Here is a 23,827-nt window from a genome sequence, read left to right on the forward strand (position 1 = left end):
CGACAGTTTGATCAGAAAGGCGCAACAGTGCGTGACCTCGTCGAGTTCGGCATGGGCCGGACGGCCCGTCGGACGTACGAACTGGAAGACATCTCGATCGTCCCGTCCCGTCGGACGCGGTCGTCGAAGAACGTCTCGACGGCCTGGCAGATCGATGCCTACCGGTTCGACTCGCCGATCCTGAACCATCCCACCGACGCCCTCGGGTCCCCGGAGTCGGCGATCGAGATGGGACGGCTCGGGGCGCTCGGCGTGCTCAACGGCGAGGGACTGTGGGCGCGGCACGAGAACGTCGAGGAGAAGATCGCCGAGCTCGTCGAGGTGGCGGAGAAGGATCCGGACCCGTCGGCGGCGATCCGTCGTCTGCAGGAGCTGCATCGGGCGCCGATCGACGTGGACCTGCTGGGTCGTGCGGTGGCGCAGGTCCGCGAGGCCGGTGTCACGACGGCGGTGCGGGTCAGTCCCCAGCACGCCCCCGATCTCACGCCGGCGTTGATCGCGGCCGGCGCCGAGATCCTGGTGGTGCACGGGACGATCATCTCCGCGGAACACGTGGTGCTCGTCGATCGCGGGGCCGACGACGGGTTGGTGGCCGAGCCGCTCAACCTCAAGACGTTCATCTCCGATCTGGACATCCCGGTGATCGCCGGCGGCGTCCACGATCACCGCACCGCGCTGCACCTCATGCGGACGGGGGCGGCCGGAGTGATCGTGGGGTACGGCTCCACCGAGGGCTCCACGACCACCGGCGAGGTGCTGGGAATCGGCGTGCCGATGGCGACGGCCATCGCGGATGCGGCGGCGGCGCGGCGGGACTATCTCGACGAGACCGGCGGCCGGTACGTGCACGTCATCGCCGACGGCGACATCCACGCCTCCGGCGATCTGGCGAAGGCCGTCGCGTGCGGTGCGGACGCCGCGGTGTTGGGTACGCCGCTGGCGGCGGCGGCCGAGGCGCCGGGGCGGGGCTGGTTCTGGCCGTCGGCGGCCGCCCATCCGGACACTCCGCGCGGGGCGCTGCTGCAGGTGGCCCTCGACGAGGGGCGGCCGTCGCTGGAGACGGTGCTCAACGGACCGTCGGACGATCCGGACGGTCTGTTGAATCTGGTGGGCGGGCTGCGTCGGTCGATGGCGAAGGCCGGGTACAGCGATCTCAAGGAGTTCCAGAAGGTGGGGCTCTCGGTCCGCGCCTGACGTGCGTGGCCGCCGGAGACGGTCCGGCGACTTAGCCTGCGCTTACTATCCCTAATGAGACAATAGTCATTAGTATGGTTCGCTATGGCGCAGACTGACTTCGACGTCCTCATCATCGGTTCCGGTTTCGGCGGGAGCGTCAGCGCGCTCCGCCTCGTCGAGAAGGGGTACCGCGTCGGCGTGATCGAAGCCGGCCGCCGCTTCGAGGACGACCAGTTCGCCAAGACCAGTTGGCGTCTGCGCAAATTCGTGTGGGCGCCCAAACTCGGGCTCATGGGCATCCAACGCGTCCACATGCTCAAGGACGTCATGATCCTCGCCGGAGCAGGCGTCGGCGGCGGATCCCTCAACTACGCGAACACCCTCTACAAACCGCCGACCCCGTTCTTCACCGACCCCCAGTGGAACCACATCACCGACTGGGAGGCCGAGCTCACCCCGCACTACGAGCAGGCCCGCCGCATGCTCGGCGTCGTGACCAACCCGACGTTCACCAACTCCGACCGCATCATGAAGGAGGTCGCCGACGAGATGGGGGTCGGTGACACCTTCACCTCGACGCCCGTCGGCGTGTTCTTCGGCGCCAAGACCGGCGGCACGGGCGAACCCGGCCAGAAGGTGCCCGACCCGTACTTCGGCGGTGCCGGACCCGAGCGGACCGCGTGCACCGAATGCGGCGCCTGCATGACGGGCTGCCGGGTGGGCGCCAAGAACACCCTGATGAAGAACTATCTGGGGCTCGCCGAACGCAACGGTGCCACCATCATCGACCGCACCACCGTCGACCGTCTCGACCAGCGCGGCGACGGCACGTGGGAGGTCTCGACGCACCGATCGTCCGCGTGGGGGCCGCTGGGTGCGCGCCGCCGCCGGTACACGGCCGACCAGGTGATCGTGGCGGCGGGCACCTTCAACACCCAGAAGCTCATGCACCGGGCCAAGGAGACGACGCTGCCGCGGGTGTCGGACGCGATGGGCGTGCTCACGCGCACCAACTCCGAGTCGATCCTCGGTGCACAGGCGCGCTCCTACGATCCGGAACGCGACTTCTCCGAGGGCGTCGCGATCACGTCGTCGTTCCATCCGACGTCGAACACCCACATCGAACCGGTCCGGTACGGCAAGGGCAGCAACGCGATGGCCTACCTGCAGACGATGCTGACCGACGGCGGAAGCCGCCTCAACCGGTTCGGTCAACTCCTGGCGCAGATCGCCCGGAACCCGATGATGCTGGTCCGCCTGCTGTTGGTCCGCAAGTGGAGCGAACGCACCGTGATCGCGCTGGTGATGCAGAACAACAACAATTCGTTGACCACCTTCGTGCGCAAGCGGGGACCGTTCAGGTACGTGACGAGCAGGCAGGGGATCGGCGACCCGAACCCCACCTGGATCCCCGAGGGCAACGAAGCGACCCGACGGATCGCCGCGAAGCTCCCCCGGGGACTGGCCGGCGGCACCTGGGGCGACATCGTCAACATGCCGTTGACCGCCCACTACCTGGGCGGCTGCGTGATCTCCGATGATCCCGACCGCGGCGTCATCGACCCCTACCATCGCGTGTGGAACTATCCGACGCTGCACATCACCGACGGCGCGGCCATCACCGCGAACCTCGGCGTCAACCCGTCGCTGTCGATCTCGGCGCAGGCCGAACGGGCCATCGCACTGTGGCCGAACAAGGGGGAGACCGACCCGCGTCCGGCGCAGGGCGAGGCCTATGTCCGTCTCGATCCGGTGGCGCCGAGTGCGCCCGTGGTCCCCGCGGACGCCCCCGGTGCACTGCGGCTCTCGATCACCCCGGTGACCGGGAACGACAGCACCGCATGACCGGTGGGCGCCCCGCCGCCGGAGCTCGGCTCAGATGAAGAGCGCCGGATCGGCGTAGGGGTCGCGGGCCGGCTCGGTCCGCGCCGGTTTGGGCGGCGAGGCGATCCCGACGGCCACGTGGCCGGCCGGGACGTCGCGCACCACGACGGCGTTGGCGCCGACCTTCGCGTCGTCACCGAGTTCGATGGGACCGAGCACCTTGGCGCCCGCGCCGATGAGGACGCGGTCGCCGACCGTCGGATGCCGCTTCCCCTTCGACATGCTGACGCCGCCGAGGGTGGAGCCGTGGAACATCACCACGTCCTCACCGATCTCGGTGGTCTCGCCGATGACCACGCCCATACCGTGATCGATGAACATGCGGCGGCCGATCCGCGCCCCCGGATGGATCTCGATGCCGGTGAGGAACCGGGCGAACTGCGAGAGCAGCCGCGCAGGCAGCCGCGCGGCGCCCCCCGAGTTCCACAGCCGATGCGAGACCCGGTGGAACCAGAGGGCGTGCACGCCGGGGTAGGCCAGGGCGACCTCGATCATCGACCGGGCCGCGGGATCGCGCTCCTGCGCGGCGCGGAGATCCTCGCGCAGAGTGCGCAGGAGGGGAGCGGTGCCCTCCTGCGCCGAGCGCGTCTCACTCCGGGCCGGCATCAGTCGACCAATCCCTCGAAGAGCGGCGTCGACAGGTAGCGCTCGCCGAAGTCGGGGAGGACCACCACGACCGTCTTGCCCGCCATCTCGGGACGCTTGGCGACCGCGACCGCGGCGGCCAGCGCGGCACCGGAGGAGATGCCGACGAGCAGCCCCTCCTCGGTGGCGGCGCGGCGCGACCAGGTGAGCGACTGGTCGATGTCGATGTCGATGACCTCGTCGTAGATCGTCGTGTCGAGGACCTCGGGAACGAAGTTGGCACCCAACCCCTGAATCTTGTGGGGTCCGGGGGCGCCGCCGTTGAGGATGGCGGACTCCTCGGGTTCGACGGCGAAGATCTTGACCTCGGGCTTGCGCTCCTTGAGGACCTGGCCGATACCGGTGATGGTGCCGCCGGTGCCGATGCCCGCCACGACGGCGTCCACGGCGCCGTCGGTGTCGGCCCAGATCTCCTCGGCGGTGGTCCGGCGATGCACTTCGGCGTTCGCCTCGTTGGCGAACTGGCGGGCCAGCACCGAACCGCGACGCTCGTCGGCGATCTTCTCGGCGGCGGCCACCGCGCCGGCCATGCCCTCACCGGCGGGCGTCAGGACGAGTTCGGCGCCGAACGCCCGCAGCAGGGCGCGACGCTCGCGTGACATCGACTCGGGCATCGTCAGGACCACGTTGTATCCGCGGGCGGCACCGACCATCGCCAGCGCGATGCCGGTGTTGCCGCTGGTCGCCTCGATGATGGTCCCGCCCTCGGGGAGGTCGCCGGACGCTTCGGCGGCGTCGACGATCGCGACGCCGATGCGGTCCTTCACCGAATTGGTGGGGTTGTAGTACTCGAGCTTGGCCAGGACGGTCGCCTCGGCGCCGTCGGTGATCCGGTTGAGCCGGACCAGCGGAGTGCGGCCCATCAGGGCGGTGACGTCGGTGAAAACAGTGGCGGACATGGCAGTACCTCGTTTGTCAGATGCGGGGTTTGTCAGATGCGGGGTTTATCAGGTGCGGGGTTTATCAGGTGCGGGATGTTCGGGTGCGGGATGTTCCGATGCGGGGTGCCGCCGATGCGACGACGCCCCGCGGGAAACGCCAGGGGCCGGAGTATGGAGCGTCTCGGACAGCGGCGACCTCACGGCCGCGGGTGCACGGACGCTCTACAGACAGTGATCGGTCAGCAGATACGCGGAATGGGCGAACAGAGCACGCGACAGGTGCGGAAAGATGTCCACCGCGTTCTCCTCATCGTTCGTCGGACCGTCCACCAGAGATTAACAAGTCTGCGCCCCGGGATGTTCCGGCGACCTCCCGGTCGCTGCGTCGGCGCTCGCCGGACGGCCGCGACATCAGTCCATCCCGCGGGCGGCGAGGGTCTCGGCGAAACCGTCGGCGGTACGCAGAGCAGCCAGGACGGTCGGTGCGAGCAGGACACGGGGACCGGGCCGCAGGCCGCGGGCGCGGCGGGCCTGGTCGACCTGCCGGAGGATCGCGGCGATCAGCGGGATGCTGCGGATGGTCAACGCGAACGTCATCGCGATGAGGTCGGTCCGCACCCCGAACCGGCGCAGCGGGCGCAGGGCGCCGACGACGGCGTCGAGCATGTCGGTCGTCCGAGTGGTGAGGGTGACGACGGCGGCGAGCACCACCGACGCCAGGAGGATGCCGCACACCACGGTGGCGGCGGCGAGGTCGGCGAGCGCGAACTGGATGACGAACAGCGCCGCCAACACCCAGAGGACACCGCGGATCTGCGACCACGCGGCGCGCGGCGGAATCCAGGCGACCACGAACGTGGCGAGGCTCGCGCCGACGGCGACGCCGGCGCCGACGGGCGTCCCGACGACGACGGCGACGGAGATGATCGAGACCAGGAGGGCCACGATCTTGACGCCCGCCGGAAGGCGGTGCAGCACCGACCGGCCGGGAACGTAGACGCCGATCATCGACGCATCAACGCCCGGTAGTGGGTGATCGCCGGTTCGGGGGCGTCGTCGGCGACCACCCGGCACCGGTCGAGGACGATGACCCGGTCGAAGTCGGCCAGCATGTCGAGATCGTGGGTGAGGACCACGAGCTGCTCGTCGAGCCGGGCGAACGTCTCGTGCAGCATGAGGGAGTTCCGCAGGTCGAGCATGGTGGTCGGCTCGTCGGCGACGAGGATCGACGGACCGATGACCATCACGGCCGCCAGGGCGAGGAGCTGCTTCTGGCCCCCCGACAACAGGTGGGAGGGCTGGTCGGCGTGGTCGTCGAGCCCGAAGTCGGCGAGGACGGCGCGGGTGCGGCGGCGTCGCTCGTCGCGGTCGGCGACCGTCCTCGACAGGGACAGCTCGATGTCTTCGGCGACCGTCGGCATGATGATCTGCCGGTCGGGGTCCGAGAAGATGAAGCCGACGTCGCGGCGGACGCGCCGCTTGTTCTTGCGGACGTCGAGGCCGTTGACGGTCACGGTGCCGGCGTCGGGGGTCACCAGGCCGTTGATCATCCGTGCGAGGGTCGACTTCCCGCTGCCGTTGGCGCCGATGATCCCGACCCGGTGTTCGGTGATCGTCAGGTCGATCCCGTCGAGGACCGTCCGGTCGCCGAAGGCGTGGACGACGCCGGAGAACTCGATCGTCGGGGCGGCGTCAGCCATCCGAGCCCGACTCCGACCCGCCGGCTTTCGTTCCGTCGGCCTTCGTTCCGTCGGCCCTCGATCCACCGGCCTCCGTTCGGGGCGCCGACCGCAGCGGTGCGATGAGTCCGGGGCGTCCTCGGTGGACGGGGACGGCGACGAGTGCGGCGACGACGGCCTTGGCGATGTCGCCGAGCACGAACGGACCGTTGACCGCGAGGGCGGCGCCGAACGAGGTCCCGCGGATCATGAGGCCGGCGACGCCGAAGGCGTAGAGCAGCAGCATGCCGCCGATGAGGTTGATGACGATCCCGCCGGCGACGCGGTACTTCGGCATCATCGCGGCCGTGAGGACGCCGATCACGATGACCGCGGGGAGGAACCCGACGAAGAACCCGGCGGTCGGCGAGTTCAGGGACACCCATCCGGTGCGGCCGCCGGCCAGGATGGGCAGACCCGCCAACGCCAGCACCATGAAGATCACCACGGCCAGGGTGCCCTTCTTGGGGCCGAGGACGGCGCCGGCGAGCATCACGCCGAGCGTCTGCAGGGTGATGGGCACACCGGCCGTCAGGTTGAACTGTCCGACGAGGCCGAGGACGGCGATCAGAGCGGCGAAGACCGCGGCCTGCGTCAGGTCCGAGAGGTCGAGCGTCCACCAGCGGGGACGGGGCGCGGTGGCGTCGGGGGAAGTGTTCGTCACAGTGGACAGGGTATTTCGCCCGGCTCTCACCGCGGTAACCGAGGTGGCGGGGCTGTCAGCCGTTCAGACGGGCGGCGAGTTCGGTGGCGCACCGACCCAGCAGGGCGATGACGTCCTCGGCACGGTAGCCGGGCGTGCCGAACGGGACGTCGGCGAAGCGAGCCTCGCGGATCGCGGCGGGCGTCACCCAGGCCACCGAATGGTCGTCGGGGTCGCGGAATCGGGCCGCGACGGTGTCGAGGAAGGCGTCGACCTGCCGCATGTCGAGGCGGTGCGCGCCGAACCGCGCGGTGCGCACCGGTGCGGAGAGCACGTCCTGCGGCCCGAACGACGGTGGCGTCGGACGGGGGCGTCCGTCGGCGGCGGCGAGCCCGTCGGCGCACAGCCCGAGAAATGCGTCGACCTCGTCGGTGTTGTAGCCGCGCTGTCCGACGGGTGGCCGCCCGAAGCGTTTGGCGGACACGGCGTTCGCGTCGATCCCGGCGAGCCGAGGGTCGTCGGGGGTGCGGAATCGTGCTTCGAGCAGGTCGAGGAAGGCGTCGACCTCGTCCTCGTCGTACCCGCGCCGACCGAGGGGCGGTTTGGAGAAGGCGACGTGGTGCACGTCGTCGGCGGAGATCGGCATACACCCAGTATCGCCTGTCGGTTGCGAGGTCCGCGACCGCGCCGCAGAATCGGTGTGCAGGGGAGTGACAGGGGGGAACATCGATGTCGGAGTCACGCACGGCGACGGTGCGGGCCTATGCGCCGCACCTGAACCTGATGGTCACGATGGTGATGTTCGGCAGCGCCTTCGCCAGCTCGAAGGTGGTGGTCGGCGCGATGCCGCACGAGGTGGCGGCCGCGTTCCGGTTCGGCGGCGGCGCCCTCGTCCTGGCCGCGGTGGTCGCGGTGATGCCGCGCCGCGGACAGCGGCTCGGGCGACGGAACGCGATCCGTGCCGCCGCGGTCGGTGTGATCGGCGTCTTCGCGTACAACGTGCTGTTCTTCTGGGGACTGTCGTTGGCTCCGTCCGTCGACGGAACCATCATCGTTCCCGTCTTGAGTCCGATCCTCACGGTGGTCGCGCTGTTCGCCTTCCGCGGTGAACGGGTGAGTCGCCGCCAGGCGGTCGGACTCGCGACGGGCGCGGTCGGCGCCGTGGTCTTCCTCGTGGCCGTCGGCGGGAGCGGAGATGCGGACCGTCTCGTCGGCGACGCGATCTTCGTGGCCGCCGCCGCGGCGTGGGCGGGGTACAGCATCGTGTCGAAGTCGGTCCTCACCGGAATCGAACCGCTGCGCGCGACCACGTGGGGGGTGTCGACGGGGGCCGTCCTGCTCGCGCTCTATGCGGCACCGCATGTCGGGGCGACGGCGTGGAGTGACGTCGGGGCCACGGCGTGGCTCAACGTGGTGTTCCTGGCGATCGGGCCGACGGCTGTGGCCTATCTCTTCTACTACCGCGGGCTTCGGCACGTGAGTCCCACGGTCGCGACGGTGATGATGTTCACGGTCCCGGTGGTGGGCATCGCCTGCTCGTACATCTTCCTCGGTGAACGCATCAACGCCGGTCAGATCGGCGGAGCCGTCGTGCTGCTCGTCGGGGCGCTCCTGGCCGTCGTGGGGCCGACGGCCGGCGGAGCCCCGGAATCTCGAGTGCGGTCATCGGTGCGGGACGATTAGCGGTGCCGGACGATCAGCGGTGTGCGGCCGCCGCCGGGGTCGGACGGCGCGGATTGATCGGCGCTCGCGTTGATCCGGCTCGCGCGGGAAACACTCAGGTGGGGAGCGACTGCAGCCAATCGTTGAACGCATTCATGCTGCGAGGCCCTGAGGTCCAAGTACATCCTGAAGCCGAAGGCTGAACTGCGCGCGTGGATCGAGCATGATCCACCTTCCTGCCACGGGTCAGAAGATGAACGGGCGGATTGCGTCAAGGAACGCGCGGAACTCCGGCGACCCCAGACCGAGCATCATCGCGAGTTGAGCAAAAGGGTCCTGCATGTTGGTCCTCCCTGGTGTGGCGATCAGTGCCTTGCGGGGCTTATGTCGCGATCAACCCGCCGACCGTTACGCGGCGATGCCGATGCCCGCGGCCCGGGAACGCGCGTCGTCGGGGAACGGCGTGCAGACCTACGTCGTGACCACGCCGGCCTGGCATGCCCGTGCGGTACCTGCATCGTACGGATGTCTCGATCGGCACGGGTATGCCGCGAAGCCGCGACCACTCCAGGGGTTATCGGCAGGGTTGGGGGCATCACATCGGGGGTCGTGGTCCTTCGGTGTCCGCATGGGCTGCAAGGGGGCTCGTCTCGATGAGGCGTATCACCACACTTCTACTGCTCACCTTTCTCACTGCGTTCACGTTGGCGGGATCATTGCTCGCCGGACCGGCGGACCTCGCCGTCCTCGGACGTTCACGCAGCGCTCAAGTGCGACCGTCCGTGCAACGGTCGAGATCGGCTACAAGACCGGTTTCCCGGTTAGCGATAAGCTCACTGGTGTAAACCCTCAGTTTTCTATGGAGGTGCGGGCTCTGGTCGAAAGATTGAGGAAAGCGAAAGGTGAAGGTAAGGACATTCCGCAGATGAGAGAGTCCAAAGGCCTACGATGAACCGAAGCTTGATGAGAATCCTGTTTCTTCCCTGCGTGTTCTTTATTCTCGTTGAGGCGGTATACTACGGGTTGGTTTCGTCCCAGGCTCGCACTTGTGGAACTTTTGATGGGGGCGAGGCGGCTGTATTTGTGTATGCTTACGCCCCCGTCAGTCTGTTCGTGTCTGCAGTAGTTATCGGCGCAGCGGCGATGCTGTCGTGGGCTTGGGCAACGCGATTTCAGTTCCTGCTTATCCTGACTGCGGTTTCATGCATCCTCGTGTGGGCTTTCGTGAGTGCCACTTTCTCGGAGCCGCCTCCTGACCATGCGATTAGAGGCGTGTGTCCGGGTGGTGTGCCGTCGTGGTGGCCAGGATTTATCCCATTGTTCTGAAGTAGAACGGGCTTTGTGGGCTCTTCACGGTCAACCAGGCGATTCACTTGACATCCAGTCAGGTGCCGATCCGCGATCCCCGACGCACGGCGAACACTGACCTTCGGACGAGTGGGCGCACGGTGCCTACGGGTCGTCCCCAATGGGAACAGAGGGGAGGACACAGGTTGACCAGCGGCGACCACCCCGGCGGCCAACCGATACACTGACGCCCGTGACGGATACCTCCACCGACCACCCCCGCCCAGTCCTCGTCATCGACTTCGGTGCCCAGTACGCGCAGCTGATCGCCCGCCGCGTCCGAGAGGCCCGCGTCTACTCCGAGGTGATCGCCCACGACGCGAGCATCGAGGAGATCCGCGCCAAGAATCCGGCCGCCGTGATCCTCTCCGGCGGACCGGCGTCGGTGTACGCCGCCGACGCGCCGCAGATCGACGACGCACTGTTCGAGCTCGGTGTGCCCGTCTTCGGCATCTGCTACGGATTCCAGAAGATGACCGCGTCACTCGGCGGCGTCGTCGCCAACACCGGCGGACGCGAGTTCGGTCGCACCACGCTGACCGTCGCCGACGACGCCGGCAGGCTCCACCGCGACCTGCCCGACACGCAACCGGTGTGGATGAGCCACAACGACGCCGTGCAGCAGGCGCCCGACGGCTTCACCGTCACCGCGTCGACGCCGGGCGCGCCGGTCGCCGCCTTCGAATGCGTCGAGCGGCAGATGGCCGGCGTCCAGTACCACCCCGAGGTGCTGCACAGCCCGCACGGCCAGGAGGTACTGACCCGATTCCTCTACGACGTCGCCGGACTGGCGCCGACGTGGACGGCCGCGAACATCGCCGAATCCCTCATCGCCGACGTCCGCGCCCAGGTCGGCGACGACGGACTGGCGATCTGCGCGCTCTCCGGCGGCGTCGACTCCGCCGTCGCGGCAGCCCTCGTCCAACGCGCCATCGGCGACCGGCTGACCTGCGTCTTCGTCGACCACGGACTGCTGCGGGCCGGTGAACGCGAGCAGGTGCAGACCGACTTCGTCGCCGCCACCGGCGCCCGCCTGGTGACCGTCGACGCGAAGGACGTCTTCCTCGGCCACCTCGACGGCGTCTCCGACCCCGAGACCAAGCGGAAGATCATCGGCCGCGAGTTCATCCGGTCGTTCGAGGGCGCCGTCAGCGAAGTCCTCGGCGACCAGGCCGCGGCCGGCAAGAACGTCGACTTCCTCGTGCAGGGCACCCTGTACCCCGACGTCGTCGAATCCGGAGGCGGCAGCGGCACCGCCAACATCAAAAGCCACCACAACGTCGGCGGACTGCCCGACGACGTCGAGTTCAGCCTCGTCGAACCGCTGCGCCTGCTGTTCAAAGACGAGGTGCGGGCCGTCGGCCGCGAACTCGGACTCCCCGAAGAGATCGTCGCCCGCCAACCCTTCCCCGGGCCCGGCCTCGCGATCCGCATCGTCGGCGCCGTCACCGAAGAACGCCTCAACCTGCTGCGCAAGGCCGACCTCATCGCCCGCGAAGAACTCACCGCCGCCGGCCTCGACGGCCAGATCTGGCAGTGCCCGGTGGTTCTGCTCGCCGATGTGCGCAGCGTGGGCGTCCAAGGCGACGGCCGCACCTACGGTCACCCGATCGTGCTGCGCCCGGTGTCGAGCGAGGACGCCATGACCGCCGACTGGACCCGCGTGCCCTACGAGGTCCTCGAGACGATCTCCACGCGGATCACCAACGAGGTCCCCGATGTGAACCGGGTGGTCCTCGACGTCACTAGCAAGCCGCCGGGCACCATCGAGTGGGAGTGAGTCACCGGCGGCGGAAGCCGCTGGCGACCAGCCCCGCGCCGACGACGAGCCCGCCGGCGATCAGCACCCACGTCACCCCTCGGACGTCGAAGAGGAACGGTCCGTCGGCGAGGCACCACGCCGCCACCAGCAGTGTGACCAGCGCCGACAGCGCCATCATCACCGACCGCTGACGGTCCGGCTCGCCGGTGGTGGATCGGACATCGGTGTTGTCGGTCATCGCTTCATCTCCACGCTTCCGAGGGACAGGTCTGCCTCGACGGTCAACGTCGGGGTCTTCGCGTCGGGATTGACGACGCCGTCCGGGCACGTCTGATCGCCGATCGTCGTCGAGCACCGCGTCCGCACGCGGATGTCGGCCGGCAGCAGGACGGTCACATCGCCGATGCCCTGCCGGATGTGCACGGTGCGGTCGCGGTCCAGATCGCGCAGGTCGCGCAGATCCAGCACGCTGGTCCCCACCGTCAACGTGTACCGCTCGCTGAGCTGCTGCGCGCTCTGCGGATGCCACGCGCGGTCGCCGACGCCGCCCGCCGGAAGCGTCGGCCGACCGTCGGCGAACAGCGTTGCGACGACAGCGATCGCGCCGACCACGATCGCCAGGGGGACCAGACCGGCCGCCCGGGCGTTGGCGGGACGCCGCTGCACGGCGTCGACGAGCATGCCGACGCCGAGGACGGCGAGAGCGAGGGCGGCGATCCGGCCGACCGAGAACCACGCGACGTCACCGGCGACGTGGGCCGCCGTGGCCGCGGTCGCGACGATCAGCGCCAACCCGGCGAACACCGGGGTCACCGGCGACCGGCGCGGCTTCGGCGGCGGCTGCCGGTCGGGTGCGCTCGGGTCGGGCAGATCCCAGGCGAAGGGTGCCGCGCCCAACGGATCCCAGGCGGGCGGGGTGTCGTCGTCGACCGCCGGCCCGGAGTACGGCATCGCCGGATCATCGGCGCCCGGCGCCCCACCGGCGCCGGCGGCCGCGGGATGGGGCGCCGTCGGTGCGTCCGCGGCGGCGTCCGCAGCGGCCGGGGACCGCGCATCCCGGAGTTGATCGGCACTGGTCCCGGCCGGCGCCTGCGGCGTCCGCTGATACAGCAGCCACCACCCGGCGAGCATCAACACGATGCCGAGCATCGCACTGCTGCCCCAGAACGGCGACGATGAGCCCATGTTGCCGAGTGCGACCGCCGCGACGACCGCCGCGGCGATCCAATACCAGGCGATCTCGTGGGGCCCGGTGACGTGCGGTCGAGGTCGCGGGGCGCGACGTCGCGGGGCCGCCTCGTCGTCGGCGGGCATCACCACCAGCCCCGCGATGTAGAGGATGACGCCGCTGCCGCCGAAGATCGCGGCGACGACGAACGCGACCTTCACCAGGGTGGCGTCGACGCGGTATCGCCGCGCGATACCGGCGCAGACGCCGCCGATCGAGTTGCCGTGCCGTCGGCGGACGGGTCTGGTGTTCCAGAGATCGGTCAGCGCTGTGGTGTCCATGCCATCGATCATGGCGCGCCGTCGGCGCCGAGAGATCGGGTATGACCCTGAGTTCCTCCCTGATGTGCCGGCCACCGGTTTCGTGCCACTATCGAAGCGATGACAACCGCGCCCGAACTCCACAGCCCCGACCGCCTGCACCGACGCAGCGGCGGCAAGGTCATCGCGGGCGTCTGCGGCGGGGTCGCCGACCATCTCGGCGTCGACGTCTTCCGCGTGCGGGTGGTCTTCGTCGTCCTGGCCGCCCTCGCCGGAGCGGGCGTCGCCGCCTACGGAATGCTGTGGTTCTTCTGCCCGACCGGCGACGACGCGCAGCGGCCGTCGCCGCGCGAGCGGCGGCAGGCCCAGGGGCTGATCGTGCTGGGCGTGATCGCCCTGCTGGCCAACGGACTCGTCGCCTCGAGTGCTCCGGGATCGTCGCTGCTGGCCCTGATCGTGGTGCTCGGCGGCGCCGCGCTGGTGTGGCGCGAGGTCGACGTGACCGGCGCGGCGGGCGGCGGCCTGGTCACCTGGTTGCGGCTGGCGGCCGGCGCGACCCTCGTCGTCGGCGGACTGATCGTCCTCGTCGCCGCGCCCGACGCCGCACTCGCCGGGATGAACCCGACCCTGTTGGCGGTGTTCGGCACCCTCGCCGGTGTGGTCCTGCTGACCGTGCCCCTGTGGATGCGGATGTGGCGGACCCTCAACGCCGAGCGCGCCGCCCGCATCCGCAACGAGGAACGCGAGGAGATCGCCTCGCACCTGCACGACTCGGTCCTCCAGACCCTGGCGCTCATCCAGAAGCGGTCGGCGCAGCCCGACGTCGTCGCCCGGTTGGCCCGGCGCCAGGAGCGTGAACTGCGCCAATGGCTCTTCGGGGAGGGGGCGGGTCGCCGCGAGTCGCTGGCCTCCGCCGTCGCCGCCGTCGCCGCCGAAGTCGAGGATGCCTACGGTGTGGAGGTCGAGACCGTCACCGTCGGCGACGTGAGTCCCGACGAGGTGCGCGACGAGCAGATCGCGCGCGGACTCCAAGCCCTGATCGCAGCCGTCCGCGAGGCGATCGTCAACGCAGTCAAACATTCCGAGGCCGACCGGGTCGACGTCTACTGCGAGGTGGACGCCGAGCGGATCGAGGCGTTCGTCCGCGACCGCGGCATCGGCTTCCGCCTCGACGACGTCGCCGACGACCGTCAGGGCATCGCGAAGTCGATCACGGCCCGGATGGAACGGGTCGGCGGCGCGGCGCGCATCGACTCGACGCCGGGGCGGGGCACCAACGTGGCGGTGACGCTGCCGCGTGCCCGGACCGAGCAGACGGTGCCGGAGACCGATCACCAAGAGGAACAGGAGTGCAGCAGGGATGACGTACCGCGTTTTCCTCGTCGACGATCACGGGGTGTTTCGTTCGGGCGTGCGGGCCGAACTCGCGTCCGAGGGCGATCTGGACGTGGTGGGTGACGCCGGCACCGTGGCCGAGGCGACGGCGCAGATCGCGGACCTGCGCCCCGACGTGGTGCTGCTCGACGTCCACATGCCCGGCGGCGGCGGGGTCGCGGTCTTGCGCGGGGTCACCGACGCCCTCGGATCGGATGCGCCGGTGTTCCTCGCGTTGAGCGTGTCGGATGCGGCCACCGACGTGATCGCGACCATCCGGGCGGGGGCGCGCGGATACGTCACCAAGACGATCGACGGCGCCGACCTCGCCGACGCCGTCCGCCGGGTGGCCGAGGGCGACGCCGTGTTCAGTCCGCGGCTGGCGGGTTTCGTGCTCGACTCGTTCACCGGGAAGTCGCCGGCACCCGAACCGCAGCTCGATCCCGAACTCGACTCGCTGACGCGCCGCGAGATGGAGGTGCTGCGACTGCTGGCCCGCGGCTACACCTATCGGGAGATCGCCGAGGAGCTGTTCATCTCGGTGAAGACGGTCGAGACGCACGCATCGAATGTGCTGCGCAAGACCCAGCAGTCCAACCGGAACGCACTGACCCGCTGGGCCGTCAACCGGCAGATCGGCTGACCGGGAGCCTCCGGTCGCGAAGGTCGGCGTCCCGACGGGTCCGCGCGCCGGTCGGCCGGACGGCGGTCAGCCGAGCAGCACGATGAAGATCGCCACCACGGCGGTCAGCAGGACGAAGACGGCGAAGATCGCCGCGGCCAAGGCGCCGTTCCCGGCGGATCGCTGCGGGGGAGGCGCCGCCGGGTACGCGCCGGGGTACGTCCCGGGCTGTGACGGATAGCCGCTCGGCGGGGACGGATAGCCGCTCGGCTGCGACGGGTAGGGGGCCTGCTCCGGGTAGGGGGCCTGCTCCGGCGGAGCGAAGTACCCGCTGTGGGCGACCCGCGTCGCCGGACGCGGCGGGGGCGTGGCGTGCGCGGTCGGCGAGTACGACGCACTCGAGCCGACGGCGCCGGCGTCCGCGGGCGGAACCGTGCGTGCGCTCAGCCCGGTGGGGACGAGTCCGGTCAGGACGTTCTCGGCGCCGCCGAGCGTGCCCGCGGCGAACTGGGTCAGCAGATCGCGGGCATGCGCCATGGTCGGACGATTCTGCGGGCTGGGCTCGAGCAGCTGCAGGAGGACGGGGGCGAGTGCGCCGGCACGGGTGGGCGGAGCGATCTGGGCGAGCGCCACCCGATGCATCGTCGCGATGTAGTTGTCGTCGCCGCCGAACGGCGGCCGCCCCTCGATCATCGTGTAGAGGGTGGAGCCGAGGGAGAAGACGTCGGACGCCTCGGTCGGCTCCTCGCCGCGAGCCACCTCGGGCGCGAAGTAGGCGGGGGTCCCGGTGACGATGCCGGTCTGGGTGATCGAGACGTCGCCCTTGGCGCGGGAGATCCCGAAGTCGGTGATCTTCACCAGGCCCGCGTTGCGGGCACCGGTGGTGATGAGGATGTTCGCGGGTTTGATGTCGCGGTGGATGATCCCGGCGCCGTGCGCCTCGCTGATGGCGTCGGCCACCTGCGCGCAGATCTGCGCGGCCTCCACCGGAGCGACGACCCCCTCGTCGGTGAGGACGTCGGCCACGCTGCGGCTGGGCACGTACTCCATGACCAGCCACGGCTCGTCACGATCGAGAGCGACATCGTGCATGGCGACGGCGTTCCGGTGCGAGAGTCGCGCGGCGAGGCGCCCCTCGCGCAGGGCGCGGGCGCGGGAGGTCTCGGCGGTGCTCTCATCCATGCCACTGGTGGTGAGGACCTGCTTGACGGCCACCTCGCGGTCGAGCAGCTGGTCGTGGGAGAGCCAGACCGCCCCCATGCCGCCGCGACCGATGCGACGGATCAGACGGTAGCGCCCGGCGACCAGGTAGGACGGTCCGGGCGCGGCGGGGGAGGAACTCATGCCCCGATGATATAGGCGCCGCTGATGCGGGCGGGGGCACCCTTGACGCAATGGTCGCACATGTGTTCGGATGAAGCGCATGACGGCGATGCCCGAACTGGTGTACGGGGACACGATGAGATCCGTCATCCTCGATGAGGCGCCGGGGGTGCGGATCCACGAGGTGCTGGCCTCCGGTGTGGTGGAGTCGGTGACGAGCGACCGGCGGCACCCGCATTCGTTCGCGGCGGCGGCCATTCGCCGCGCGGGCGACGTGGTCCAGGTGCGGCTCAATGCGCCGGCGGTGCTGCGCCGGGAGGTCCGGCGGCGGTCATGGCGTCGGGAGACCGTGGTGTTCGGTGCGGACGACGACCCCTACCAGGGCGCCGAAGAGCACTATCGACTGATGCCGCAGATGCTGTCGGTGCTGGCCGAGGCGCACACCCCGGTCGCGATCTACACGTCGTCGCACCTGGTGACCAGGGACGTCGCGCTGCTGCGGCTCATCAGCCACGTGGTCCCGGTGACGATCACGGTCGTGATCGGGGCGCTCGATGCGGAGATCTCCCGACGGATCGACCCCGGGGCGGCGACGCCGTCGGCCCGGCTGGACGCGATCGGGCGACTCGCGTCCGCGGGGTTGGCGCCGCGGGCGCAGATCGCACCGCTGGCGCCGTTCCTCGCCGACGACACCGATCGGCTCGACGAACTGCTCGCCGCGCTCGCGGCGGCCGGCGCGACGGGCGTGTCGGTGGCGCCGCTGCGACTCGACGGTGCCGCGGGGGCGGAGTTCCTGTCGTGGGTGGCCGATGCGCACCCGGCCCTCCTGCGGCGCTACCGGTCGCTGTACGGGCGACGCGACTTCGTCTCCGCCGAATACTCGGCGGCATTGCGGGCGCGGATGGCCCCGCTGGTGGAACGGCACGGTCTGGGCAGCCGCTCGCCGGCCGGGGAGCCCAGAACCGGGGAGTCCAGAACCGGGGAGCCCAGAACCGGGGATGCTCGGGGCGTCGCGAAGCCGAACGCGGGGGATTGTGAACGGCAGTCTGCGGAGGCGACGCTGACGCTGTTCTGAGCGCCGGGAGCTGCTGTGTCGGGAGCTTCTGTGTCGGGAGCTGCTGTGTCAGGAGCTTCCGGGCCCCGAGAGTTCCCGGTAGAGCCCGACGCAGAGGGCGCCGAGGAGGAGCAGGATCACGATCAGGCCTCCCAGGATCGGCTTGCTGACGGCCACGTCGTCGGGGAGCTGGTAGGCGGTGACGAAATCACCGAGATACCAGGAGGGGTGAATCCAGATCGCGAGCGGGACGGCGACGGCCGCAATCGATGCCGCGGCACCCGTCCCGACGAGCGCGCCGGCGAAGGGCCGCACCGCCGGGGACGGGGCGAGTGCGGCGAGGGCGCCGAGGATCGCGACCGCCGCGACGGCGACGATGAGCCAACCGCGCCCCGCCGGGGCGGCGTCCACGGCGCCGCCCGCGCCCTGGCTCATGCCCAGACCGTTCCAGGAGACGTCGAAACCCAGGGTGCGGAGGCTGATCCACGGCAGCGCCGTGACCGCGATCGCGGTGGCGGCGCTGATGATGACGGCGAACGGGAGTACGCGAGTCTGCATGACTCGAATGTAGTGCCCCGACTGTTGTCTTCCCGACTGTTGTCTTCCCGCCCGTTGTCTTCCCGCTCGCTGTTTCCCTTCTCGCTGTTTCCCTTCTCGCTGTTTCATTGACTCCTGTCGGTGGCGACTCCTATCATCGAACATGAGTTCGACTACCGGTATCTTCCCTGCCGGGTCGGGCGCGATTGATCCATCCCGGGCGAGACGTCCGGTTCGACGAGGGGAAGCGTCATGAGTGCAGAGTCGGGTGATCGGACGCCCGAGATCGAGGAGCTTCGTCGCCGTCTGCATCGGATGTCGGGCGGTCCGGTGCAGATGGAACAGGGACGACCCGCACCGCACCGCACCGGAAGGGATGAATCCGGACGGGATCGGGTGTCGACCGTGCCGGTCCCGAGGGCGCTGGCCGATCTGTTCCCCCGCGGAGGTCTGCCGCGGGGGTCGGTGACGGCGATGTCGGGGGCGTCGGTGATCCCGATGTCGATCATCGCCGAGGCGAGCGCACGCGGTGCGACGGTGGCGCTGGTGGGACTGCCCCGACTGAATCTGGCCGCAGCCGCCGAACTGGGTGCCGACCTGACGCGGATCGCGGTGGTCGCCGATCCGGGAGCCGATCGATTCGAGACGGCCGCGGTGCTCCTCGACGGCATCGACCTGGTGGTGCTGGGGTTCGAGGGGCGGTCGGGCCCGGTGACGGCGTCGGTTCCGCCGTCGCGCGCCAGAGTGCTGGCCGGCCGTGCGCGGAAGCAGGCGTCGACGCTGATGGTGCTCGGCGACTGGCCGGGCGGCGCGGCGCGAGTGCGCGGCGACGTCGTGACCTACCGGCACCTGCCGGTGCGTCGGAGCGGATACGGGCGCATCGGCGGATTCCAGGTGGCCGTGGAGGTGCGGGCGCCGGGGGCGCGCCCGGTGCTGGGGACCGTCGACCTGGTCACTCCCGGATGGGGGGAGGCGGAGACGATGCGTCTGGACCGGATCGAACCGGTCCGGACCACTCTGGAGGTGGCGAATTGACCGGTACCGACACGCGGCGCGTACTGGCCCTGTGGTGCCCGGACTGGCCGGCGGTGGCGGCCGCGGCGGCGACCGGCACCGGTGCGGAGACACCGGTCGCCGTGCTCCACGCGGGACGGGTGCGGGCGTGCTCGCGATCCGCGCGAACCCAGGGCGTCCGCCGCGGGATGCGGAAGCGGCAGGCGCAGTCGCTGTGCCCCGACCTCGCGGTGCACGACGCCGACGAGGCGCGGGACGGCCGACTGTTCGACCCCCTGGTGGCGGCGGTGACCGACATGGTGCCGACCACGGAGGTACTGCGTCCGGGCCTCCTGGCGTCCGCCGCGAACCGTGCGGCGAAGGCGGTCGGCGGTGAAACCGCTCTCGCCGAACGGCTCGTGGACGCCGTGGCCGCCGAAGGGGTCGCGGCGCGGGTCGGGGTGGCCGACGAATTGTTCACCGCGGTGCTGGCCGCCCGGTCCGGGCACGCGGTCGCGCCCGGCGGAGACGCCGAGTACCTGGCGGGCAGGCCGATCACCGATCTCGTCGTGGAGCCCGCGCTCACCGGACCGGGACGTGACGACCTGGTCGACCTGCTGTGGCGGTTGGGGATCCGGACGCTGGGAGCATTCGCCCGACTGGATTCGGCAGATGTGGCGTCCCGATTCTCCGCCGACGCCGTCACCGCGCATCGACTGTCCCGCGGGATGGCGGGGAGACGGCCCAGCCGGGCGCCCGTCCCCGACGCGTTGGCGGTGGAACACCGCTGCGATCCCCCGATCGACCGAATCGACGCCGCGGCCTTCCTGGGCAGGAGACTGGCGCAGGATCTGCACGAACGACTCGCAGCCGCCTCGCTGGCCTGCACGCGACTGACGATCCGAGCCGTCACCGAACGGGGACAGGAGCACGCGCGGACCTGGCGATGCGCCGAACCCCTCACCCCGGAGGCCACCGCCGACCGAATCCGCTGGCAGTTGGAGGGCTGGCTCAGCGGGACGGGGGCGACGCAGGGCCCCGACTCGCCGGTGACACGGCTGATCCTGGAACCGGTGGAAGTGGTGGATCCCGGTGCGCTGACGTACGCCCTCTCGGGGGCGGGCCTCCCCGCGGTGCGAGGAGACGGTCTCGACGGTCGGGCGCGCCGCGCCCTGGTGCGGGTGCAGGGACTGCTCGGCGGCGAGGCCGTGCGGGTGCCGATCCCCAGCGGCGGCCGCGGCCCCGCGGAACGAGTGGCCCTGGTGGCCTTCGGCGACGAACCGGTCGCTCCCCGCGACCCCGCGGCGGCGTGGCCCGACCGCGTGGCCCGCCCCGTCCCGTCGCTGCTGACCCAGGTGGGGGCCGAGCTGACCGACGTCGACGGCATCGCGGTCACGGTCGACGACCGGGGGGCGTTCAGCTCGCCCCCGGCGCACGTGCGGGTGGGATCTCGGACGCACCGGCTCCGCTGGTGGGCGGGCCCCTGGCCGTCCGCTCCGGGAAGCGCCAGAGCCCAAGTCCTGGTGGACGACTCGCGGGCGCTGCTGCTGTGCTGCCGAGACGGCGTCTGGACGGTGGAGGGGATCTATGAGTGAGAGCCCGGGCGCGCGAGCCGGATGCGCTCAGGAGTTGGCGCCGCGTGCGATCACCGGCCACGCCTCCACGGAGCCGTCCGCACGCACGACGGTCAGGTCGTCGACCAGATTCACCGCGGTGCAGACGTGGTTCGGGATCACGCGCACGCGGTCGCCGAGATCGGGAATCACCTCCGCGTCGTCGGGGAACTCGACGACGCCGTGATGTTCGGACAGCGAGACGATCCGCGCGTCCGGGTGGTCGGCGAGCCGGCCGAAGCCGGTCGTCCACGCCGGCCGGTCGGCCCCGAGGACCTTGCTGCCCGAGTCGAGGACGACTCGATTCACGTGCCGACTCACCACCGTCGCGATCACCGTCAACGCCACGTCGTCGACGTCGGCGCTGCCCAACTCCACCTGCTGAGCGTCGTTGAAGGGGTACACGCCGGGACGGACCTCGGTGACGACTCCCGGCGTGAGGAGACCGACCGTCGGTGTGGATCCGCCGCTGACCACCGCCACGTCGATCCCCGCCGCGCGCAGGCCGTCGGCCGCCGCGGTGAGCGCCGCGAGCTCGTCACGCGCGGCGGCGTGACGCGAGTCGCCGGGCCCATAACCGTGTCCGGGAAAGGTGAACACCCCCGCCACGTCGAGTCCCGCGTCGCGGGCGGCCCGCGCCACGTCGGCCGCGCCGTCGGCGGAGACACCCGTGCGGTGCATGCCGGAGTCGACCTCCACGATCACCCGGACCCGAGCGCCGGCCAGCCCGTCGGCCAGGTGGCGGGCGCCCGCGGGCGAGTCGACACCGACGCTCACCGCGACGCGGGCGGCCAACGCGCGCAGTCGAGCGGCCCCCGCGGCCGTCGGCCACAGCGGATAGGCGATGAACAGGTCCGTCACCCCGGCGTCGGCGAAGGCCTCGGCCTCGCCGATGGTCGCCACCGACAGGCCCGTCGCGCCGGCGTCGAGCTGTCGCCGCGCGATCTGCGCGCACTTGTGGGTCTTCGCGTGCGGTCGCAGTCGGACCCCGCAGCGTTCGGCCAATCGCGCCATGGCCGCGATGTTGCGGTCGAGACGCGCCGCGTCGACGACGAGCACCGGGGTGTCGAGGCGGGTCGGGACGTCGGGGACGGTCATGGCACCGATGGTGACACGTCAGACCAGGCGGCCGAGAGAGGCGTCGGACTCCTCGTTGATCAGGAACTCCTGGTGCAGGAGACGGTTGGTCAGTCGCGGCGCCGTGTGATGGCCGAGATCGATCAGGTCGCCGAGCAGCGTGTTCACCCGTTTGGGGCGTCCGACTATCGCGTGCAGGACGCGATGCGCGGCCTTGTCGACGCTCCAGATGCCGCGCATCGTCTCGTACGCGTTGGTCGGCACGATCATCCGCGTCCGGGTGAGGGGGATGCGCACATTGGTGAAGGTCACGTGGTCTGAGAGCGTCTCGGCGCCGGTGGCGTCGCTGAACGCCTCCAGTGCGGCCTTCGAGGCGGCGTACGCGCCGAACCTCGGCGCCCGGCTCTGGACCTCGATCGACGAGACGTTCACGATGTGTCCGGCCTGCCGATCGATCATGTGGGGGAGCAGCGCGAGGGTCAGGTAGACGGCGCCGAAGTAGTTCACCGCCATCATCCGGTGATAGTCGTGCGACCGGTCGACGGCGTTGACGGTGGCCCGCCGGATCGACCGGCCGGCGTTGTTGACCAGGACGTCCACGTGACCGTGTTCGGTGATCACCGACTTCACGAGGGTCTCGACGGCCGACTCGTCGGTGATGTCGGCGGGGTAGGCGAAAGCGCGACCGAGGGGCAGATCCTCCTTGGGGACCTCGGCCTCCAGTTCGGCGGCGGTCTCCGCGAGCCGCTCGGGTTCGTGGGCCACGAGGAACACGGTGGCACCGCGACGGATGCACATTCGTGCGGTGGCCCGACCGATCCCCGAAGAGGCGCCGGTGACGAGGATGTGCTTGCCGACCAGCGGGCCGCGGGGGTCGACGTGCCGGTGGCGCGCCGGGTCGAGGTGCGTGCGCCAGAACTCCCACAGTCGCGGTCCGTACTCGGTCAGATCCGGCAGGTCGACGCCGAGGGTCGCCAGCCGGCGGAGGGTGTCGTCGCTGCGGAAGACGACCGGCTGCGCGGCGGTGTCGATCACGGCGGGCGGGAGCCCCGCCTGGGCGGCGAGCAGGTCGCGGCCGGGTCGCAGGGGGCCGCGACCGGTGGCGGCCAGGACCGGTCGCAGCACCGCCGCCGGGACGGCGTTGACGCCGCGCGGGGCGTCCCGGTCGGGCATCACCGCGTTGAACAGGTCGGTGATGGAGCGTTGGCGGCGGTCGCCGAGGTGGAACACCCGGCGGCCCGCACCGGGGTCGACCGTCATCAGCGCGGTCAGCGCACGGGCGACGAAGTCGACCGGGACCACGTTGACGTGGCGGAGGTTCGGCATCGGGACGGGCAGAAACGAGGGCAGGGCCCGGATCGCGGCCAGATGCGCGAAGAAGTAGTAGGGGCCGGTGACGGCTGCGGTCTCGCCGGTGACCGAGTCGCCGACCACCGCCGCCGACCGGTAGATCCGCCACTGCAGGTCGTCGGTCTCGCGGACGGTGCGTTCGGCGTCGTAGGCGGCGCGGTGGAACGCCGTGGGGAACCCCTGGTCGACGTCGAAGTCGGATTCGGCGAAGTCGCCGTCGTGGTCGCCGGCCACGGCCATGGACGAGAGCTGGTGGAGGATCGCCTGGCGGTCGGCGGCGAGGCGGGCGACGGCGGCGGTCCCCTCGACGGTGACGCGCCGCAGGTCCTCGTCGTCGGCGGTGAGATCGGTGACGCGAGCGAGATGGACCACGTGGTCGATCTCGTCGGGAAGGTCGCCGCGACGCAGTCCCAGACCGGGTTCGGTCAGGTCGCCGGGCACGGAGATCACGCGGTCGCCGCCGTCGAGGCTCTGCATCGCGGTGGCGAACCGGGCCAGGGAGGAGGGGCGGACCAGCGCGTACACGGCGGCCTGCGGGTGCTCGTGCAGCAGCCGTGCGATCACCCGGCGGCCGAGGAAGCCGCTGCCGCCGGTCACGAAGTAGCTCGTCACGGCCGCCAGCGTCTCATACAACACTTCAGTTCTGAACGATTTCGACGAGGAGGTCGATCGATCGAT

The 23,827-nt window shown here is 70.5% G+C and carries 21 protein-coding genes; 9 read left to right on the top strand and 12 right to left on the bottom strand.

Going from position 1 to position 23,827, the window contains the following annotated elements:
* Positions 1–27: 27 nt before the first annotated feature.
* Both G528_RS0113415 and G528_RS0113420 read left to right on the top strand, forming a co-directional pair.
* Positions 28–1,194 carry a GuaB3 family IMP dehydrogenase-related protein gene (locus G528_RS0113415; protein ID WP_026919420.1) on the top strand — a complete coding sequence of 389 codons (1,167 nt, stop codon included), beginning with the start codon at positions 28–30 and terminating at the stop codon, positions 1,192–1,194.
* A gap of 84 nt (positions 1,195–1,278) precedes the next feature.
* A complete protein-coding gene (locus G528_RS0113420; protein WP_026919421.1) occupies positions 1,279–3,021 on the top strand; it encodes an FAD-dependent oxidoreductase in 1,743 nt (580 codons plus the stop codon).
* A 30-nt stretch (positions 3,022–3,051) separates the two neighbouring features.
* Here the strand turns inward: G528_RS0113420 and epsC are convergent, their stop codons facing one another.
* From epsC to G528_RS18260, 6 genes are all read right to left on the bottom strand, one after another.
* A complete protein-coding gene (epsC, locus tag G528_RS0113425) occupies positions 3,052–3,666 on the bottom strand; it encodes a serine O-acetyltransferase EpsC (protein ID WP_051198845.1) in 615 nt (204 codons plus the stop codon).
* Positions 3,666–4,604, bottom strand: a complete 939-nt coding sequence (gene cysK, locus G528_RS0113430) for a cysteine synthase A (protein ID WP_026919423.1) — start codon at positions 4,602–4,604, stop codon at positions 3,666–3,668. Before cysK ends, epsC begins: the two co-directional genes overlap by 1 nt.
* A gap of 393 nt (positions 4,605–4,997) precedes the next feature.
* Positions 4,998–5,594 carry an energy-coupling factor transporter transmembrane component T family protein gene (locus tag G528_RS0113440; RefSeq protein ID WP_026919424.1) on the bottom strand — a complete coding sequence of 199 codons (597 nt, stop codon included), beginning with the start codon at positions 5,592–5,594 and terminating at the stop codon, positions 4,998–5,000.
* Positions 5,591–6,286, bottom strand: a complete 696-nt coding sequence (locus tag G528_RS0113445) for an energy-coupling factor ABC transporter ATP-binding protein (RefSeq protein WP_026919425.1) — start codon at positions 6,284–6,286, stop codon at positions 5,591–5,593. The genes G528_RS0113440 and G528_RS0113445 overlap by 4 nt, the downstream gene beginning before the upstream one ends.
* On the bottom strand, positions 6,279–6,968 hold the full coding sequence (locus G528_RS17570; RefSeq protein ID WP_084638222.1) for a biotin transporter BioY: 690 nt from the start codon (positions 6,966–6,968) through the stop codon (positions 6,279–6,281). The genes G528_RS0113445 and G528_RS17570 overlap by 8 nt, the downstream gene beginning before the upstream one ends.
* A gap of 55 nt (positions 6,969–7,023) precedes the next feature.
* A complete protein-coding gene (locus G528_RS18260; RefSeq protein ID WP_084638223.1) occupies positions 7,024–7,593 on the bottom strand; it encodes a DivIVA domain-containing protein in 570 nt (189 codons plus the stop codon).
* A gap of 83 nt (positions 7,594–7,676) precedes the next feature.
* Here G528_RS18260 and G528_RS0113460 point away from each other — a divergent pair, with 83 nt between their 5' ends.
* The gene (locus G528_RS0113460) at positions 7,677–8,630 is read left to right on the top strand and encodes a DMT family transporter (RefSeq protein WP_035720092.1); all 954 of its coding nucleotides are present in this window, start codon (positions 7,677–7,679) and stop codon (positions 8,628–8,630) included.
* Positions 8,631–10,149: 1,519 nt separating this feature from the next.
* On the top strand, positions 10,150–11,736 hold the full coding sequence (guaA, locus tag G528_RS0113470) for a glutamine-hydrolyzing GMP synthase (protein WP_026919427.1): 1,587 nt from the start codon (positions 10,150–10,152) through the stop codon (positions 11,734–11,736).
* 1 nt (position 11,737) lies between these two features.
* On the opposite strand, the gene G528_RS0113475 is transcribed toward guaA, so the two are convergent.
* Positions 11,738–11,956, bottom strand: a complete 219-nt coding sequence (locus tag G528_RS0113475; protein WP_026919428.1) for a hypothetical protein — start codon at positions 11,954–11,956, stop codon at positions 11,738–11,740.
* Positions 11,953–13,227, bottom strand: a complete 1,275-nt coding sequence (locus G528_RS0113480; protein ID WP_026919429.1) for a PspC domain-containing protein — start codon at positions 13,225–13,227, stop codon at positions 11,953–11,955. Before G528_RS0113480 ends, G528_RS0113475 begins: the two co-directional genes overlap by 4 nt.
* A gap of 99 nt (positions 13,228–13,326) precedes the next feature.
* Between G528_RS0113480 and G528_RS17580 the strand changes: the two genes are divergently transcribed.
* On the top strand, positions 13,327–14,664 hold the full coding sequence (locus G528_RS17580; protein WP_084638224.1) for a PspC domain-containing protein: 1,338 nt from the start codon (positions 13,327–13,329) through the stop codon (positions 14,662–14,664).
* Entirely contained in the window at positions 14,567–15,223 is a 657-nt protein-coding gene (locus G528_RS0113490; RefSeq protein ID WP_026919430.1) for a LuxR C-terminal-related transcriptional regulator, read from the top strand. Before G528_RS17580 ends, G528_RS0113490 begins: the two co-directional genes overlap by 98 nt.
* A gap of 66 nt (positions 15,224–15,289) precedes the next feature.
* Here G528_RS0113490 and G528_RS0113495 read toward each other — a convergent pair whose 3' ends face one another.
* Complete coding sequence (locus G528_RS0113495; RefSeq protein ID WP_026919431.1) at positions 15,290–16,546, bottom strand: serine/threonine-protein kinase; 1,257 nt, start codon at positions 16,544–16,546, stop codon at positions 15,290–15,292.
* Between the two features lie 70 nt (positions 16,547–16,616).
* Here G528_RS0113495 and G528_RS17585 point away from each other — a divergent pair, with 70 nt between their 5' ends.
* A complete protein-coding gene (locus G528_RS17585) occupies positions 16,617–17,600 on the top strand; it encodes a radical SAM family protein (RefSeq protein WP_035720095.1) in 984 nt (327 codons plus the stop codon).
* A 48-nt stretch (positions 17,601–17,648) separates the two neighbouring features.
* Here G528_RS17585 and G528_RS0113505 read toward each other — a convergent pair whose 3' ends face one another.
* Entirely contained in the window at positions 17,649–18,137 is a 489-nt protein-coding gene (locus tag G528_RS0113505) for a hypothetical protein (RefSeq protein ID WP_026919432.1), read from the bottom strand.
* Positions 18,138–18,368: 231 nt separating this feature from the next.
* Here G528_RS0113505 and G528_RS17590 point away from each other — a divergent pair, with 231 nt between their 5' ends.
* The gene (locus G528_RS17590; RefSeq protein WP_211220637.1) at positions 18,369–19,151 is read left to right on the top strand and encodes a hypothetical protein; all 783 of its coding nucleotides are present in this window, start codon (positions 18,369–18,371) and stop codon (positions 19,149–19,151) included.
* Positions 19,148–20,704 (top strand): DNA polymerase Y family protein, encoded by a 1,557-nt coding sequence (locus G528_RS0113515; RefSeq protein ID WP_026919433.1) that lies wholly within the window; start codon positions 19,148–19,150, stop codon positions 20,702–20,704. Before G528_RS17590 ends, G528_RS0113515 begins: the two co-directional genes overlap by 4 nt.
* A 27-nt stretch (positions 20,705–20,731) precedes the next feature.
* On the opposite strand, the gene G528_RS0113520 is transcribed toward G528_RS0113515, so the two are convergent.
* A complete protein-coding gene (locus tag G528_RS0113520) occupies positions 20,732–21,820 on the bottom strand; it encodes an alanine racemase (RefSeq protein ID WP_026919434.1) in 1,089 nt (362 codons plus the stop codon).
* Positions 21,821–21,838: 18 nt separating this feature from the next.
* Positions 21,839–23,761: an SDR family oxidoreductase gene (locus G528_RS0113525; RefSeq protein WP_026919435.1), complete on the bottom strand. Its 1,923-nt coding sequence runs from the start codon at positions 23,759–23,761 to the stop codon at positions 21,839–21,841.
* Positions 23,762–23,827: the final 66 nt, after the last annotated feature.

The sequence above is a fragment of the Gordonia shandongensis DSM 45094 genome (genome assembly GCF_000423025.1).
GTDB lineage: Bacteria > Actinomycetota > Actinomycetes > Mycobacteriales > Mycobacteriaceae > Gordonia > Gordonia shandongensis.